Source organism: Streptomyces sp. NPDC101160 (assembly GCF_044768205.1).
Taxonomy (GTDB): Bacteria; Actinomycetota; Actinomycetes; order Streptomycetales; family Streptomycetaceae; genus Streptomyces.
The window spans coordinates 563,452-576,896 of sequence record NZ_JBIWPJ010000004.1; the positions used below are offsets into that span (position 1 = coordinate 563,452).

At 72.8% G+C, this 13,445-nt stretch carries 11 protein-coding genes and 1 riboswitch; all 11 genes read left to right on the plus strand.

Annotation, left to right across the window (positions count from 1 at the left end; translation table 11 throughout):
• The first annotated feature begins 2 nt into the window (after positions 1-2).
• The 11 genes from ACIRSU_RS15560 (at position 3) to ACIRSU_RS15610 (ending at position 13,416) form a co-directional block, all read left to right on the plus strand.
• Entirely contained in the window at positions 3-1,046 is a 1,044-nt protein-coding gene (locus ACIRSU_RS15560) for a glycosyltransferase family 2 protein (RefSeq protein ID WP_403792273.1), read from the plus strand.
• A complete protein-coding gene (locus ACIRSU_RS15565) occupies positions 1,039-2,181 on the plus strand; it encodes an endonuclease/exonuclease/phosphatase family protein (protein WP_403792274.1) in 1,143 nt (380 codons plus the stop codon). The genes ACIRSU_RS15560 and ACIRSU_RS15565 overlap by 8 nt, the downstream gene beginning before the upstream one ends.
• Before the next feature lie 4 nt (positions 2,182-2,185).
• A complete protein-coding gene (locus ACIRSU_RS15570; RefSeq protein WP_403792276.1) occupies positions 2,186-3,166 on the plus strand; it encodes an endonuclease/exonuclease/phosphatase family protein in 981 nt (326 codons plus the stop codon).
• A complete protein-coding gene (locus ACIRSU_RS15575) occupies positions 3,166-4,131 on the plus strand; it encodes an aldo/keto reductase (protein WP_403792278.1) in 966 nt (321 codons plus the stop codon). Before ACIRSU_RS15570 ends, ACIRSU_RS15575 begins: the two co-directional genes overlap by 1 nt.
• A complete protein-coding gene (locus tag ACIRSU_RS15580) occupies positions 4,121-6,133 on the plus strand; it encodes a hypothetical protein (protein WP_403792280.1) in 2,013 nt (670 codons plus the stop codon). The genes ACIRSU_RS15575 and ACIRSU_RS15580 overlap by 11 nt, the downstream gene beginning before the upstream one ends.
• Before the next feature lie 58 nt (positions 6,134-6,191).
• Entirely contained in the window at positions 6,192-7,175 is a 984-nt protein-coding gene (locus tag ACIRSU_RS15585) for a LuxR C-terminal-related transcriptional regulator (protein WP_403792583.1), read from the plus strand.
• A 96-nt stretch (positions 7,176-7,271) separates the two neighbouring features.
• Entirely contained in the window at positions 7,272-7,526 is a 255-nt protein-coding gene (locus tag ACIRSU_RS15590) for a DUF3311 domain-containing protein (protein WP_403792281.1), read from the plus strand.
• Positions 7,523-9,145, plus strand: coding sequence for a monocarboxylate uptake permease MctP (gene mctP, locus ACIRSU_RS15595; RefSeq protein ID WP_403792283.1), 1,623 nt, complete (start codon positions 7,523-7,525; stop codon positions 9,143-9,145). Before ACIRSU_RS15590 ends, mctP begins: the two co-directional genes overlap by 4 nt.
• A 78-nt stretch (positions 9,146-9,223) precedes the next feature.
• The gene (locus tag ACIRSU_RS15600) at positions 9,224-9,733 is read left to right on the plus strand and encodes a GNAT family N-acetyltransferase (RefSeq protein WP_403792285.1); all 510 of its coding nucleotides are present in this window, start codon (positions 9,224-9,226) and stop codon (positions 9,731-9,733) included.
• Between the two features lie 72 nt (positions 9,734-9,805).
• Positions 9,806-9,882, plus strand: a riboswitch (cobalamin riboswitch).
• Positions 9,883-10,030: 148 nt separating this feature from the next.
• Entirely contained in the window at positions 10,031-12,400 is a 2,370-nt protein-coding gene (locus ACIRSU_RS15605) for a ribonucleoside-diphosphate reductase subunit alpha (RefSeq protein WP_403792286.1), read from the plus strand.
• Entirely contained in the window at positions 12,391-13,416 is a 1,026-nt protein-coding gene (locus tag ACIRSU_RS15610; protein ID WP_403792288.1) for a ribonucleotide-diphosphate reductase subunit beta, read from the plus strand. The genes ACIRSU_RS15605 and ACIRSU_RS15610 overlap by 10 nt, the downstream gene beginning before the upstream one ends.
• Positions 13,417-13,445 lie beyond the last annotated feature (29 nt).

The window sequence follows — 13,445 nt, forward strand, 5'->3', positions numbered from 1 at the left end:
TCATGTCCCTCCCCCTGGTCTCCGTCATCGTCCCCAACTACAACTACGGCCGCTCGATCGGCCTGTGCGTCGAGGCCGCCCTCGCGCAGACCTACCCGAACATCGAGGTCGTCGTGGTCGACGACTGCTCCACCGACGACTCCGCCCGGATCGCGGCCGAGGCGGGCGCCCGGGTGGTGTCCACCGGCGTCAACAGCGGGGTCGCCGTCGCCCGCAACCTCGGCGCCGAGCTCACCTCGGGCGAGATCCTGGTCTTCCTCGACTCCGACGTCGCCATGCACCCGGACGCCGTGGCGAACGCGGTCCGGCTCCTCGGCGCAGGAGAGCGGTACGGGGCGATCTGCGGCACGTACGAGCCGGAGCCGCTGATCCGGGACAGCCTCGTCGAGGAGTACCGCTCGCTCCAGCAGTACTACCTGCTGCTGAGGTCCGAGGGCGTCATCACCACCGTCCACACCGCGATCCTGGCCATGCCCCGCCGCGTCTTCGAGGAGGTCGGCCCCTTCAACCCGATCCTGCGGCACACCGAGGACCAGGACTACGGCCGCCGGATCTCCGAGCGGTACACGGTGCTCAGCTCCCTCGAGGTGCGGGGCCGGCACGACCACGACGACACCCTGCGGATCGTCCTCGACAAGGTCTTCGCCCGCGCCCGGCTCGCCGTGCCGCTCATCCTCGGCCGCCGCCACCTCCAGGGCGGCTTCGTCACCGGCCCGCGGGCCGGCGCCAGCCTCGCCGCGCCGCTCGCGGTGGCCGCGCTGGCCGCGCCGCCGCTGTGGGGCGCGGTGTGGGCGCTGCTGCCGCTGACCCTGTTCGTCCTGGGTGTGCTCGGCGACCTGGACATGTACCGGGAGGTGCGGCGGCACCGGGGCCGGCTCTTCCTCGGGTACTTCGTGGCGGTCAACTTCCTGGTGAACCTGACGGTGTTCGCGGCGATCGCGGTCGCGGGGGTGCAGTGGCTGTGCTCGGCGCGCTTCCGGCACCTGTACGACCCGCGGCCGCGCCCGGACCTGGCGCCTTCCCCGGCGGGTGCGGGCCGTGGCTGACACGCTCGCGCCCGAGGCCGTACGGGAGTCCTCCCCGGCTCCGGTACGGCTCCGGGGGCGTCGCGGGGGGCGGCTCGTGGCGGGCGCGGCCGTGGCCTGGCTGGTGCTGCTGATCGTCGAGTGGGCGGCCGACGGCCGGATCTGGCTGGGCAACCTGGTCGGCATCGTGCCGCCCGCCGCCTTCGTCCTCGTCCCGCTGCTGCTCGCCGCCCTGGCGCCGCTCGCCCGTGGCGCGGCGCGGTGGCGGAGCCTCGGCGCCGCGGGCCTCGCGCTGCTCCTCGGTCTCGGCCAGTCGGGCGTCGACCCCGCCGCGCTCTGGCGGGCCAAGCCGCGGCCGGGCACGGACGCGGTCCGGGTCCTCGCCTGGAACACCAACTCGTGGAACCAGATGCTCGGCACCCAGGACCACTTCTACGCCTTCCTGAAGGCGAAGCACGCCGACGTGTACCTGCTGCACGAGTACCAGCACGTGACCGCCGACCGGAAGGGCCGGCTGCCCGTCGACGATCTGGCGCGGCTGCGCCGGGAGTTCCCCGGTTACGGGATCGCGGTCCGCGGCGAGCTGGTGACGCTGTCCCGCTTCCCGATCGTCGGGCAGCCGGCCGTCGGCCCGGCCCGGGCGGTGCCGGCGGGCGCCGACTGGCGGACCACGTACCGGGAGAGCAAGGTGCTGCGCACGGACGTGCTGGTCAGGGGCCGGGTGGTGTCGTTCTACAACGTGCACATGCCGGTGTGGAACAGCATGCCGGACGGCCTCCTCTCGCCCGCCTTCTACCGGCACATGCGGGAGCGTTTCGCGCCGCGCCGGGCGCAGTACGAAGGGCTTGAGGCCGATGTGGCCGCGAACCGCCACCCGGTGGTCGTCGCCGGGGACTTCAACGCGACGGCCGCGATGGCGGACCTGGACCCGCTGCGCGAGCGGCTGGCCGACGCGGCGGACGTGAGCACCGACCCGTACCCGACGAGCTGGGAGGAGGGCGGCTGGAAGCCGTTCTGGCGCACCGACTGGGCGTTCACCGGGAACGGGGCGCGGGCCGAGCGCTACTCCTTCGGCGACCCGGAGAAGCTGTCGGACCACGCGACGCAGGACCTGTGGGTCGGGCTGCCGAGGGGCACGGAACGGGGAGAGGGCTGACGCCGTGGTCTTCCTCTGCGCGCTGCTCTGGGCGGTCTTCCTCGCGCTGCACCTCGTGCTCAACGGGCGCTGGTGGGCCTGGCTCGCGGTCTCGTTGCTGCCGCCGGTCGCCCTCGCCGCCGTACCGCTGGCGCTGCTCGTCGCCGCCTCGGTCACCGGCGCATGGGGCGCGGCGGCGCTCGCGGCCTGCTCGCTGCTGGTCGCCTGGCCGCAGAACGGCGTCAACCTGCGGGCCCTGCGGCCCCGCTCGGCTCCGGCGGGGCTGCGGCTCGTCTCCTGGAACACCCAGCACTGGAACCAGGGCGGTGACCCCGGCCGGTTCTACGGCTTCCTGCGCGGCCTCGACGCGGACGTGTACGTCCTGCAGGAGTACCTCAACGGCTTCGAGGGCGGCGAGGTCTGGGACATCGACGACGAGGAGCGGCTGCGGGCCGCGTTCCCGGGCCACCACCTGGCGGTCGACAACAACGCGGTGACGCTGTCCCGGTTCCCGCTCGCCGGGCCGCCGGTGCCGGTCGGCGCCTGCTCGCTCCGCGCGGACCTGCGCGTCGGCGCCGGGACCCTGTCCACGTACAACGTGCACATCCCGGTCCAGCTCACCGTCATGAATCCGCTGCGCCCGGCCTTCTTCCGGGACATGCGGCGCCGGGCGGCGGCCCGCGACGCCGAGTACGCGGCGCTCGTCGCCGACCTGCGGGGCAACCCGCACCCGGTCCTGGTGACCGGGGACTTCAACACCAGCGCGGCCATCGGGGACATCCGGCGGCTGCCCCGCTCGCTGCGCGACGCGATCGGCGCCTGCCGCTCGTTCCTGCCCGCGAGCTGGCACGCCCGCTCCAGGCTGCGGCTGTGGCGGATCGACTGGGCCTTCACGGGCGGCGGCGCCCGCGTCGGCTCGTACCGCTTCCGCGACGCCGAGGGCCTCTCCGACCACCTGGTCCAGGAACTGACCGTCACCACACCCTGTTCGGAAAGCGAGATCTGATGGAGTACACGACGCTCGGCGGGCCCGGCGGCCCGCGGGTGAGCACGCTGTGCCTGGGCACGCTGCCCTTCGGCACCCGCATCGGCGAGGAGACCGCCTTCGCCGTCCTCGACCGCTTCCACGAGGCCGGCGGCACGTTCCTCGACACCGCCAACACCTACGCCTTCTGGGAGCCGGGCGCCACCGGCGCCGAGAGCGAGCTGCTCATCGGGCGCTGGCTGCGCAGCCGGGGGGTGCGGGACGAGATGGTCCTCGCCACCAAGGTGGGCGCGCTGCCCGATCCGCCCGGCTCGGCCTGGCCGGAGTGCGCGGAGGGGCTCTCGGCGCCGGTGTTGCGCCGCCAGGTCGAGGAGAGCCTGCGGAACCTGGGCACGGACCGCGTCGACCTGTACTACGCGCACATCGACGACCGGGCGACGCCGGTGGCCGAGACGATGGGCGCCTTCGGCGAGCTGGTCGCCGCCGGGAAGATCGGCCGGGCCGGCTGCTCCAACTTCGCCGCCTGGCGGATCGAGGAGTCGCGGGGCGCCGCCCGGGCCGCGGGGGTGCCGGACTACGCGGCCGTGCAGCAGCGCTACACCTATCTGCGGCCGCGCCCGGGCGCCGACTTCGGGGTGAACCCGCACGCCTCCGAGGAACTGCTCGACTACCTGGGCACGCGGCCCGAGCTGACCTTCACGGCGTACACGACCCAGCTGACGGGCGCCTACACCGACCCGGGCAAGGAGGTGCCGGAGCAGTACCGGCACGCCGGTTCGGAGCGGCGCCTGAAGGTGCTCGGCGAGGTCGCCGCGGAGCTGGGCCGGTCCGCGAACCAGGTGGTCCTGGCGTGGGCGCTGGGCGGGGCGCTGCCGGTGCTGCCGGTGATCGGGGCGAGTTCGCCGGCGCAGCTCGACGAGGCGCTGGGCGCGGTGGGGCTGGGGCTCGACGAGAAGCTGAGGAAGCGGCTCGACGATGCGGACTGACCGGGGGCGCCTCGGCGCGATCGGCGTGGTGTGGCTGCTGGCGCTGCTGGTCGGCGGGGCGGTCGCGGTGGCGGGACTCGGCAGGCTCGACCAGTCCTTCACCGCCACCGGCGGGCCCGGCCACCGCGCCAACCAGGAGATCCACGCGCGCTACGGCAACGGGGCGGCCGTCCCGCCGCTGGTGGCCGTGGCGGCGGTACGGGACCGGGCCGCGGCCGACCGCTTCGCCGGCGCGGTCGCCCGGGCGGCGGGCCCGGACGCCCGCACCCTGACGCGTACGGCGGGCGGCACCGCGTACGCCCTGGTCCACCCGGGCGCGGGGAAGCCGGACCTGGCGGGCCTGACCGCCGTCGAGGACACGGCGAGGGCGCTGCGGGCCGCCGGGGTGGAGGTGACCGGTGTGCTGCCGCTGACGGCGGACAGCGCGGCGGCCGGCCCCGGCCCGCCGGCGCTCGTCCTGAAGGGGGCCTGCGCGCTCGGCTTCCTGGGGCTCCTCGCGTGGGCGTTCCGCTCGCCGCTCGGGGTGCTGGCCCCGCTGGTGCTCGCCGCGACGGTCTCGGTGGCCGCGCTGCTGCTGGTCGAGGCGGTGGCGTCGGCCGTTCCGGTCAGCTTCGTCGTGGTCTATCCGATCCCGGTGACGGCCCTGGTGGTCATGGTGCGGCGCTGGGCGCGTCCGCCGGGCGGCGCGGTCACGGGAGCCGCGGCGGGCGCGGCGGCCTTCACCGCGCTGGCCTGCTTCCCCGCGGTGTTCCTGCGCTCGATCGGCATCGCGGGGGCGGCGGTGTGCGTGGTGGGTGCGGTGGTGACGCTGACGCTGGATCCGTTGCTGCGGTCCGCGGCGGGAGCGGCGCGGAGCGGTCGCTCCGGCGCGTCGCGCCGACGCGCGGCGGGGCGCATGGCGGCGCCGACGGCCGGCGGGGCCGCCGGGCACGCGGCCGCGCGGCGGGTCGCCGTCACCGCCGCGCAGGCGGACCCCGGCCGGTCTTTCACCTCCCGCCGTCTCCCCGGCCCCGGTCCCCGTCGGGCCTGGTCGCGCCCCGTCTCGCTCGTCGCCTTCGCCCTCCTCCTGCTCTGCGCGGGTGCGGCGCCCCTGGTCCGCGTCGGCAACCCCGAGGCCCGTGCCCTCGTGGCCGCCGGCCCGGCGCGGGAGGGACTCGACCGGCTCGAAGCGGCCGGGGTCGCGACCGGTGTGCTCAATCCGCTGGAGGTCCTGGTGCCTTCGGGCGCGGCCGGGGAGGTGGTGCGCCGGGCGTCCGTGGTGCCGGGCGTGCGGTTCGCGGCGGCGCCGAGCGGGCCCGGGTGGCGCCGGGGCGGTACGGCCCTGGTCGTGGTCGTGCCGGAGGAGGAGCCGATGACGCCCGGGGGTGCGCGGACCGTCGAGGCGGTGCGGGCGGCGCTCGCCGGGACCGGGGCGCTGGTCGGGGGTTCGGGGGTGGTGGACCGGGATCTGGTGGACGGGGACTACGGGTTGCTGCCGTACGCGGTGCCGGTGGTCGCGCTCGTCGCCTTCGGCGTCCTCGTACGGAGGCAGCGGCGCACGGCGGCCCGGTCGCTCCTGGGCGCGCTGCTCGCCGCGGCCGCGGCGGCCGGCGGGCCGGTGCTGCTGTGGCAGTTCGGGCCGGGCGGGACGGGCGCGGTGACGGGCTGGGTGCCGCTGGTGGTGGGGGCGTTCGCGTTCTGCGTGTCCCTGGAGCGCTCGGCGGCGACCGTCGCCGCGCCGTCCTCCTCCGGCTCGTCCTCCGCCGGCTCGTCCTCCTCCGGCTCGTCCTCCTCCGGCTCGTCCTCGTCGCCGGCCGGGGCCACCGACGCGGCCGGCCTCCTGGCGGCCGGCGCGGGCGCGCTCGCGGTGCTCGCGGCCGGGATCGGCCCGCAGGTCGAACTGGCCCTGCTCGTCTCGGCGTTCGCGCTGACCGCGCTGCTCGACGCGGTGGGCGGCCGGGTCCTCGCCGCACCGGCGGCCCGCTCCCGTCTCACTCCTTGGAGTTCACCCCAATTGGTCTAGACCTAGACGGGTGCACCCCTCTAGCATCGACGACCGCTACAGCGAGGGGGAGACAGAAATGCTGGAGGCGCTCGGCATCAAGGAGCCGACGGAGACCGTCTACCGTCTGCTCCTGGAGCGGCCCGAGTACGGGGTGACGGAGATGGCGGCCCACCTGGGCCGCACCGAGACGGAGGTGCGCGAGGCCCTGCTCTGCCTCGCCGACCTCAGGCTCGTCCTGATGGACGAGGACTCGGGCGAGGTGGAGCCGTACTCCCCGGACGTCGGCTTCTCCTTCCTGCTCTCCCGCGCCGAGGCCGAACTCAGCAAGCGCAGACGCCAGGTCGAACAGGCGGGCCGGGCGGTGGCCGGGATCCTCGCCACCTACGCCGACTGCCCGGACCATCCGGCCCGCCACGACGTCGTCCACCGGATCACCGGCCTCGACGCCGTCCGCGAACGCCTTGAGGACCTGGCGGCAGGCGCCCGCACCGAGTGCCTCTCGCTGCTCCCGGGCGGGGCCCAGCTGCCCGACACCATGGACGCCAGCCAGCCGCTCGACCAGCTCGCCCTGGAGCGCGGGGTGCGGATCCGGTCGATCTACCAGGAGAGCTTCCGCAACGACCCGCCGACCGCCGACTACGTGCGCTGGTACTGCGGCCTCGGCGGCGAGGCCCGTACCGTCCCCGTCGTCCCCATGCTCATGGTGATCGTCGACCGCGAGGCCGCACTCGTCCCGGTCGACCCGGCGGACGCCCGCGCGGGCGCCCTGGAGGTCCGCAGCCCCGGCCTGGTGCACGCCCTCGTCGTCCTCTTCGACCGCCTCTGGGACGCGGGCACCCCCTTCGGCGAGGCCCCGCGACGCGACGAGCACGATCTCTCGCCGCAGGAGCGCGAGTTGCTGATGCTCCTCGGCATCGGCTGCACCGACGACATCGCCGCGCGCCGGCTCGGGGTCTCCCTGCGCACCGTGCGGCGGATGAGTTCGGAGCTGATGTCCCGGCTCGGCGCGCGCAGCCGTTTCGAGGCGGGGGTGCGGGCGGTGAAGGAGGGCTGGCTGTGAGTCTCATCCGTTATACGGACAGGGGTTCCGCGAATCGAGGCGTTCCCCTAGATTTCCCGGTCATTACGAGGTGATCAGCGAGGGGACGGAATCGCCATGTCAGAAGCCGCACAAGGGAAACAACCGGTCGTCACACCCCTCAGGGTGGTGATCGCCGTCTGCCTCGTCGCGCCGTTCGTCGCGATGCTCTGGGTGAGCTCCTACGCGAAGGTGGACCCCGCCTTCATGGGCATCCCGTTCTTCTACTGGTACCAGATGCTCTGGGTGCTCATCTCCACCGCGCTGACCGTGGTGGCCTACTGGCTGTGGCAGCGTGACCAGCGCGCCCGCAAGGGAGGTGACGCGCGATGAAGGACGGCGTGAACGGCGTCGCGCTCGGCGTCTTCGTCTTCTTCTTCCTGGCCGTCACGGTCATGGGCTTCCTGGCGGCCAAGTGGCGCCGGGCCGAGAACGAGCACAGCCTCGACGAATGGGGCCTCGGCGGACGCTCGTTCGGCACCTGGATCACCTGGTTCCTGCTGGGCGGCGACCTCTACACCGCGTACACCTTCGTCGCCGTCCCGGCGGCGATCTACGCGGCGGGCGCGGCCGGCTTCTTCGCCGTCCCGTACACGATCCTGGTCTACCCGCTGATCTTCACCTTCCTGCCCCGCCTGTGGTCGGTGTCGCACAAGCACGGGTACGTGACGACGTCGGACTTCGTCCGCGGCCGCTTCGGCTCCAAGGGCCTGTCGCTCGCGGTCGCCGTCACCGGCATCCTCGCCACGATGCCGTACATCGCGCTCCAGCTGGTCGGCATCCAGGCCGTCCTGGACGTGATGGGCGTCGGCGGCGGCGAGAACACCAACTGGTTCGTGAAGGACCTGCCGCTGCTCATCGCCTTCGGCGTGCTCGCCGCGTACACCTACTCGTCCGGTCTGCGCGCGCCCGCGCTCATCGCGTTCGTCAAGGACACGCTGATCTACATCGTCATCGCGGTGGCGATCATCTACATCCCGATCAAGCTGGGCGGCTTCGACGAGATCTTCGGCAAGGCCGCGGAGGCGTACAAGACCGTCAACCCGCTGACCCACAAGCCCAAGGGCGCCCTGGTGCCCGGCGAGGCCGGCCAGTGGACGTACGCGACGCTCGCGCTCGGCTCGGCGCTCGCGCTCTTCATGTACCCGCACTCGATCACGGCGACGCTCTCCTCCAAGAGCCGCAACGTGATCCGCCGCAACACCACGATCCTGCCGCTGTACTCGCTGATGCTGGGCCTGCTCGCGCTGCTCGGCTTCATGGCGATCGCCGCCGGGGTGAAGGTGACCAACGGCCAGCTCGCCATCCCGCAGCTCTTCGAGGACATGTTCCCCGACTGGTTCGCCGGCATCGCCTTCGCCGCCATCGGCATCGGCGCGCTCGTGCCGGCCGCGATCATGTCGATCGCCGCGGCCAACCTCTTCACCCGCAACATCTACAAGGACTTCATCAAGCCGGACGCGACCGCCGAGCAGGAGACCAAGGTCTCCAAGCTGGTCTCGCTCCTGGTGAAGGTCGGCGCCCTGGTCTTCGTCCTCACCATGGACAAGACCGTCGCCATCAACTTCCAGCTGCTCGGCGGCATCTGGATCCTGCAGACCTTCCCGTCCCTGGTCGGCGGCCTCTTCACGCGCTGGCCGCACCGCTGGGCGCTGCTCGCCGGCTGGGCCGTGGGCATGGTCTACGGCACCGCCGCCGCGTACGGGGTCGCGAGCCCCACGCAGAAGCACTTCGGCGGCTCCGCGGCCGAGATCCCGGGCATCGGCGAGATCGGCTACATCGGCCTCACCGCCTTCGTCCTCAACGTCCTCGTCACCGTCGCCCTCACCCTGGTCCTGCGCTCCGTCGGCACCCCCGACGGAGTCGACGAGACCTCGCCGGAGGACTACACGGCCGACGCGGGCGACGCGGGCGTCGTCACCGAACTGCCGAAGGTCGGCACCGGCCACTGACCCGGCCACCGCACGGCTGCGCCCGCCCCCTGGATTCCGGGAGGCGGGCGCGGGCGTGCCGGGTGCAGACTGCCGGGCATGGACTTCACGATCAGGGCGGTACGGCCCGAGGAGTACGAGGAGCTCGGTGACCTCACCGGGCTGACCTATCTGAACGACGGGCTCCTGGTGCACGGGGAGGACGACTTCTACCTGGCCGTGCTCCGTGACACCGCCCGGCGGGCGCGCGAGAGCGAGGTGCTCGTCGCCGTGGACGCCGAGGGCCGGGTCATCGGCGGAGTGACCTTCGCCGCCGGCGGCACCGCCTGGGCGGACATCGCGGTCGAGGGCGAGGCGGAGTTCCGGATGCTCGTCGTCGCGCCGGACGCGCGTGGACGGGGCGTCGGCGAGGCCCTCGTGCGGGCCTGCGTCGACCGGGCGCGGGCCCTGCCCGGCTGCGCGCGGCTCGTGCTCTCCACGGCCGACCTGATGGTCTCCGCGCACCGGATATACGAGCGGCTGGGCTTCGTCCGCACCCCCGAGCGGGACTGGGCACCGATCCCCGACCACCTCCTGCGCACCTACGCACTGGAGTTGGCGGAACACTGACGACACACAACATGTGGGGGGTGCTCCGAGGGGCGCCCCCCACATGTATGCTCGTCCTCGCTGTCGCCGCAGGGGAATCCGGTGAAAATCCGGAACTGTCCCGCAACGGTGTACTAAGTGCGTTTCCGTACGACGTGAGTCCGAGGACCTGCCGACAGCGCGCCCGGTCCGTCCGTTCCGGGTGTCACTGACGTCCGGGCCTCGCGGAGTGGGCCGGTGGACGCGGCGCCGCCGTGCGTACGGCGCCCGTTGCCGCCTCCCGTCCTGGCCCCGTGCCGAGCGAGGGAGAGCCCCCACGTGACCATCGCGCCCGCCGATCCGGCTTCGGCCGAGGCTTCCGCGGTCGAGACCGACGGCCCCGGGACCGCGCTGCTGCGGACCCTGACCGACCTCACCGTCGACCTCCCGGACACCGACCCCGGCCGGGTCGCCGCCGCCGCGCTGCGCGGCCGGCACCCCGGCTCGGACGAGGCGGAGCTGCGCGAGCTGGCCACGGAGGCCGCCGCCGGTCTGATCGCCGAGGACCCGGCGTACTCCCGGCTCGCCGCCCGGCTCCTGACGATCACGATCGCCCAGGAGGCGGCCGGCCAGGGCGCGGTGTCCTTCGCCGCCTCCGTCGCCGTCGGCCACCGCGAGGGCCTGATCGCCGACCGCACGGCCGACTTCGTCGCCCTGCACGCGGAGCGGCTCGACGCGACGATCGACGCGGCCGCCGACGACCGCTTCGGCTACTTCGGCCTGCGCACGCTCTACTCGCGCTACCTGCTGCGCCACCCGATCACCCGCAAGGTCATCGAGACCCCGCAGCACTTCATGCTGCGCGTGGCCGCCGGCCTCGCCGAGGACGACTCCGTCCGCGCGCTCGACGAGGTGACGGCGCTCTACGGCCTGATGAGCCGCCTGGACTACCTGCCGTCCTCCCCCACGCTCTTCAACTCCGGCACCCGCCACCCGCAGATGTCGTCCTGCTACCTGCTCGACTCGCCGCAGGACGAGCTGGACTCCATCTACGACCGCTACCACCAGGTCGCGCGGCTGTCGAAGCACGCCGGCGGCATCGGCCTGTCGTACTCCCGCATCCGCGCCCGCGGTTCGCTGATCCGCGGCACCAACGGGCACTCCAACGGCATCGTGCCGTTCCTGAAGACGCTGGACGCCTCCGTCGCCGCCGTGAACCAGGGCGGCCGCCGCAAGGGCGCCGCCGCGGTCTACCTGGAGACCTGGCACGCGGACATCGAGGAGTTCCTGGAGCTCCGCGACAACACCGGCGAGGACGCCCGCCGTACGCACAACCTCAACCTCGCGCACTGGATCCCGGACGAGTTCATGCGCCGGGTCAACGCGGACGCCGAGTGGTCGCTGTTCTCGCCGGCCGACGTGCCCGAGCTGGTCGACCTGTACGGCGAGGAGTTCGACGCCGCCTACCGCAAGGCCGAGGCGGCGGGCCTGGCCCGCAAGACCATGCCGGCCCGCGACCTGTACGGCCGCATGATGCGCACCCTGGCGCAGACCGGCAACGGCTGGATGACCTTCAAGGACGCCGCCAACCGGACCGCGAACCAGACCGCCGAGCCCGGCACGGTCGTCCACTCCTCCAACCTGTGCACCGAGATCATCGAGGTCACCAACGACGGCGAGACCGCCGTCTGCAACCTCGGCTCGGTCAACCTGGGCGCCTTCGTGCTCCAGGAGACGGGCGGGATCGACTGGGAGCGGCTGGACCAGACCGTCCGCACCGCCGTCACGTTCCTCGACCGGGTCGTCGACATCAACTTCTACCCGACCGAGCAGGCCGGCCGCTCCAACGCCAAGTGGCGTCCGGTGGGCCTGGGCGCGATGGGCCTCCAGGACGTCTTCTTCAAGCTGCGGCTGCCCTTCGACTCGGCCGAGGCGCGCGCCCTGTCCACCCGGATCGCCGAGCGGATCATGCTCGCCGCGTACGAGGCGTCCGCCGACCTCGCCGAGCGCAACGGCCCGCTGCCGGCCTGGGACAAGACCCGCACCGCGCGTGGTGTGCTGCACCCGGACCACTACGACGTCGAGCTGAACTGGCCGGAGCGCTGGGCCGCGCTGCGCGAGCGGATCGCCGCCACCGGCATGCGCAACAGCCTGCTGCTCGCCATCGCCCCGACCGCGACGATCGCCTCGATCGCGGGCGTCTACGAGTGCATCGAGCCGCAGGTCTCCAACCTCTTCAAGCGCGAGACGCTGTCCGGCGAGTTCCTCCAGGTCAACTCGTACCTGGTGGCGGAGCTCAAGGAGCTCGGCGTGTGGGACGCGCAGACCCGTGAGGCGCTGCGCGACTCCAACGGCTCGGTGGCCGGCTTCGGCTGGGTGCCGGCCGAGGTGCGCGAGCTGTACCGGACGGCCTGGGAGATCCCGCAGCGCGGTCTGATCGACATGGCCGCCGCCCGCACCCCGTTCCTGGACCAGGCGCAGTCCCTGAACCTGTTCATGGAGACGCCGACCATCGGCAAGCTGTCGTCGATGTACGCGTACGCCTGGAAGCAGGGCCTGAAGACCACGTACTACCTGCGCTCGCGCCCGGCGACCCGGATCGCCCGCGCCGCCCAGGCCACCACGATCCCCGTCCAGCAGGCCACGCCCGACGCGGACGCCGTCGCCTGCTCCCTGGAGAACCCCGAGTCCTGCGAGGCATGCCAGTAATGAGCTCCACCCGTTCTCACAACCTGCTCGACCCGGGCTTCGAACTGACCCTGCGTCCGATGCGCTACCCGGACTTCTACGAGCGCTACCGGGACGCCATCAAGAACACCTGGACCGTGGAGGAGGTCGACCTCCACTCGGACGTCGCCGACCTCGCCAAGCTGTCTCCGGGCGAGCAGCACATGATCGGCCGTCTCGTCGCCTTCTTCGCGACCGGCGACTCGATCGTGGCCAACAACCTGGTGCTGACGCTCTACAAGCACATCAACTCCCCGGAGGCGCGCCTCTACCTGAGCCGCCAGCTCTTCGAGGAGGCCGTGCACGTCCAGTTCTATCTGACGCTGCTCGACACCTACCTGCCCGACCCGGACGACCGCGCGGCGGCCTTCGCGGCCGTCGAGAACATCCCGTCGATCCGCGAGAAGGCGCAGTTCTGCTTCAAGTGGATGGACTCGGTGGAGAAGATCGAGCGCCTGGAGACGGCCGCCGACCGGCGCCGCTTCCTGCTCAACCTGATCTGCTTCGCCGCCTGCATCGAGGGCCTGTTCTTCTACGGCGCCTTCGCCTACGTGTACTGGTTCCGCAGCCGCGGTCTGCTGCACGGCCTGGCCACCGGCACCAACTGGGTGTTCCGGGACGAGACGATGCACATGAACTTCGCCTTCGAGGTCGTGGACACCGTCCGCAAGGAGGAGCCGGAGCTCTTCGACGACGAGCTGCAGCAGCAGGTCACCGACATGCTGAAGGAGGCCGTCGAGGCGGAGCTCCAGTTCGGCCAGGACCTGTGCGGTGACGGCCTGCCGGGCATGAACACGGAGTCGATGCGCGAGTACCTCCAGTGCGTCGCCGACCAGCGCCTGACCCGCCTGGGCTTCGCCCCGGTGTTCGGCTCGGAGAACCCGTTCGCGTTCATGGAGCTCCAGGGCGTCCAGGAGCTGACGAACTTCTTCGAGCGCCGGCCGTCCGCCTACCAGGTGGCGGTCGAGGGCTCGGTCGACCTCGACGAGGACTTCTGATCGCCTCGGTTCCGAACGCGTAGGGTGCC

Coding starts and splice junctions, on each gene's coding strand:
- ACIRSU_RS15560 (WP_403792273.1), top strand. CDS start 3: ATGTCCCTCCCCCTGGTCTCCGTCATCGTCCCCAACTACAACTACGGC.
- ACIRSU_RS15575 (WP_403792278.1), top strand. CDS start 3,166: ATGGAGTACACGACGCTCGGCGGGCCCGGCGGCCCGCGGGTGAGCACG.
- ACIRSU_RS15580 (WP_403792280.1), top strand. CDS start 4,121: ATGCGGACTGACCGGGGGCGCCTCGGCGCGATCGGCGTGGTGTGGCTG.
- ACIRSU_RS15585 (WP_403792583.1), top strand. CDS start 6,192: ATGCTGGAGGCGCTCGGCATCAAGGAGCCGACGGAGACCGTCTACCGT.
- ACIRSU_RS15590 (WP_403792281.1), top strand. CDS start 7,272: ATGTCAGAAGCCGCACAAGGGAAACAACCGGTCGTCACACCCCTCAGG.
- mctP (WP_403792283.1), top strand. CDS start 7,523: ATGAAGGACGGCGTGAACGGCGTCGCGCTCGGCGTCTTCGTCTTCTTC.
- ACIRSU_RS15600 (WP_403792285.1), top strand. CDS start 9,224: ATGGACTTCACGATCAGGGCGGTACGGCCCGAGGAGTACGAGGAGCTC.
- ACIRSU_RS15610 (WP_403792288.1), top strand. CDS start 12,391: ATGCCAGTAATGAGCTCCACCCGTTCTCACAACCTGCTCGACCCGGGC.